Origin of the sequence: Ornithinibacter sp. (assembly GCF_035443565.1) — a bacterium.
Taxonomy (GTDB): domain Bacteria; phylum Actinomycetota; class Actinomycetes; order Actinomycetales; family Dermatophilaceae; genus Fodinibacter.
The window spans coordinates 1-2,344 of record NZ_DAORSO010000247.1 but is presented as its reverse complement, the minus strand read 5'-3'; the positions used below and the strand labels follow the sequence as shown (position 1 = coordinate 2,344).

At 73.4% G+C, this 2,344-nt stretch carries 2 protein-coding genes; both read left to right on the top strand.

All coding sequences use genetic code 11. The annotated features are described in order from the left end of the window. A partial coding sequence (locus PLL68_RS14000; protein WP_324535113.1) for a sensor histidine kinase occupies positions 1 to 1,104 on the top strand: 1,104 nt, incomplete at its 5' end. A gap of 78 nt (positions 1,105 to 1,182) precedes the next feature. Continuing rightward, positions 1,183 to 2,340, top strand: coding sequence for an NAD(P)H-binding protein (locus PLL68_RS13995; RefSeq protein WP_324535111.1), 1,158 nt, complete (start codon positions 1,183 to 1,185; stop codon positions 2,338 to 2,340). Positions 2,341 to 2,344: the final 4 nt, after the last annotated feature.

Below are 2,344 nucleotides of genomic sequence, written 5' to 3'. Positions count from 1 at the left end.
CTGCTGGCCTCGCTGCTCGAGGTGATCCTGGGCCGCCCCGCCGCGGTCGCCGAGCTCGCCGTCGCCGGTGCCCTCGCCACGTTGCCCCTGCCCGCCCTGCGCACCGCCCTGCGCGGCGTCGTCGACGAGCTGTTGTTCGGCCTGCGCGCCGACCCGCTCGACGCCGCCACCCACGTCGCCGGCAGCGACGTCGGGGATCCGGTGCTCGCCCTGCGCGCCGTGCGCGAGGCACTCGACCTGCCGTATGCCGTGCTGCGGGTCGCGGGGGAGAGCGTCGCCTCGTCGGGTCGGTCGGCGACGAGCACCACGACGCTGCCGCTCACCCTCGGGGCGGACGTCGTCGGTGAGCTCGAGGTGGGCCTGCGCCCCGGAGAGGTCTCGCTGTCCGGCGACGACCGGAACGTGCTGGCCCTCGTGGCCCCGTTGCTCGCCCTCACTGCCCGCTCGGCTGCCCTGGCCGCAGCCCTGCAGGAGTCGCGGGAGCAGTCGGTCACGGCGATCGAGGAGGAGCGCCGCCGCCTGCGCCGCGACCTGCACGACGGGCTCGGCCCGCGCCTGTCCGGCATCGCCTTCACCGCTGACGCCGCCCGAAACAGCGTTCGCACCGCCCCCGACGCCGCCGAAGCCCTGCTCGCGCAGCTGCGGGCCGAGACGAGCACGGCCATCGACGAGATCCGCGGCCTCGTCTACGCCATGCGCCCCCCGGCACTCGATGAACTGGGCCTGGTCCGCGCCATTCGCCAGCAGGCCCTCGCATTGCGCACGCCCGAGGGGACGCCGCTGCGACTCACCGTCCAGGCCCCGCCGACGCTGCCGCCCCTCACCGCCGCCGTGGAGGTCGCCGCGTACCGCATCGTCGTCGAGGCCCTGACCAACGCGGCCCGCCACAGCGGCAGCGACACCGTCACCGCTGCCCTGTCGGCGGATGCCGGGGCACTCACCATCGATGTCCACGACCGTGGAGCAAAGAGGCAGGGCAGGTGGAAGGCCGGCGTCGGGATGTCGAGCATGCGCGAACGTGCGGCCGAGATCGGCGGGTCGATCGAGGTAGGCCCGGGCGACACCGGGGGGCGGGTGCGCGCTCGGCTGCCGTTGTCGGTCTGACTGATGCGACGTCCCAGGGCAGCCACCCGGTGTCAAAGGTTTTCCGAAGCTTGCCCTCGATCGGCCTAGGTTGTGCCAGTGATCACACCCGACTCCGCGGCCTCGAACCACACGGCCTCGAACCACACGGCCCCGAACCCCGCGGCCTCGACCCCCCGGCCCCGGCGGGTGCTGGTCACCGGAGCCACCGGCTACATCGGCAGTCGCCTCATCCCGCGCCTCCTGCGCGACGGCCACCACGTGAGAGCGGCCGTGACCAACCTCGAGCGGGCCCGCACGGCGTGGTGGGCCGACGACGTCGAGCTCGTGCGGATGGACGTCCTGGACTCCGCCACCGTCGAGGCGGCCGTCGAGGGCATGGACGCCGTCTACTACCTGATCCACGCCCTCAAGGGTGAGGACTTCACGACGACCGACCGGATCTCCGCGGAGAACATGGCCTGGGCCGTCGCCGCAGCGGGGGTCGAGCTGCTCGTCTACCTCAGCGGGCTGGTTCCGGACGTTCCCGAGAACGAGCTGTCCGAACACATCACCTCGCGCCTGGAGGTCGAGCGCATCCTCACCGGTGCGACGGCCGGCATCCGCGTGCTCACCCTGCGCGCCGCGATCGTCACGGGGTCCGGGTCGACGAGCTTCGAGGTGGTCCGCCAGATCAGCGAGCGGATGCCGGTGCACACGGTGCCGGCGTGGATGGACAGCCGCGTCCAACCGATCGCCGTCGTCGACGTCGTCGAGGCGCTCACGGGTGCGCTGTCGGTGGAGAGCGAATCGCGCTCGTACGACGTCGGTGGCCCGGAACGGATGCCGTACACGCAGCTTCTCGATCGCTACGCCCGCATCGCCGGGCTCACCCGCCCCCAGGTCACGGTGCCGGGACTGCCGACCGACGTCGTCGCCGTGCTCGCCGGGGCCATCACCGACGTCCCCGGATCGACGGTGCCCGCGCTCGTGGAGAGCCTGCACCACGACATGGTCTGCCACGACGTCGACTGGACCTACGACCTGCTGCCCGACGGCTACGAGCTCGTCGGGGTCGACGAGTCGTTCGCCCGGGCGCTGCGCGAACCGGACCTGACCCTGCCGCCGGAGGAGCGCGACCCCCTCGGCCCGATGCCCGGCGACCCGGCGTGGGCCGGGGGCTCGGGCACGACGACCGGGGGAGTCGGTGCCGTCATGGCCGGGGCCCGGTCGGTCGTCTCGGGGCTGGCGGGTCGGATGCTCCCGGGGCGGGGCTAGGCTC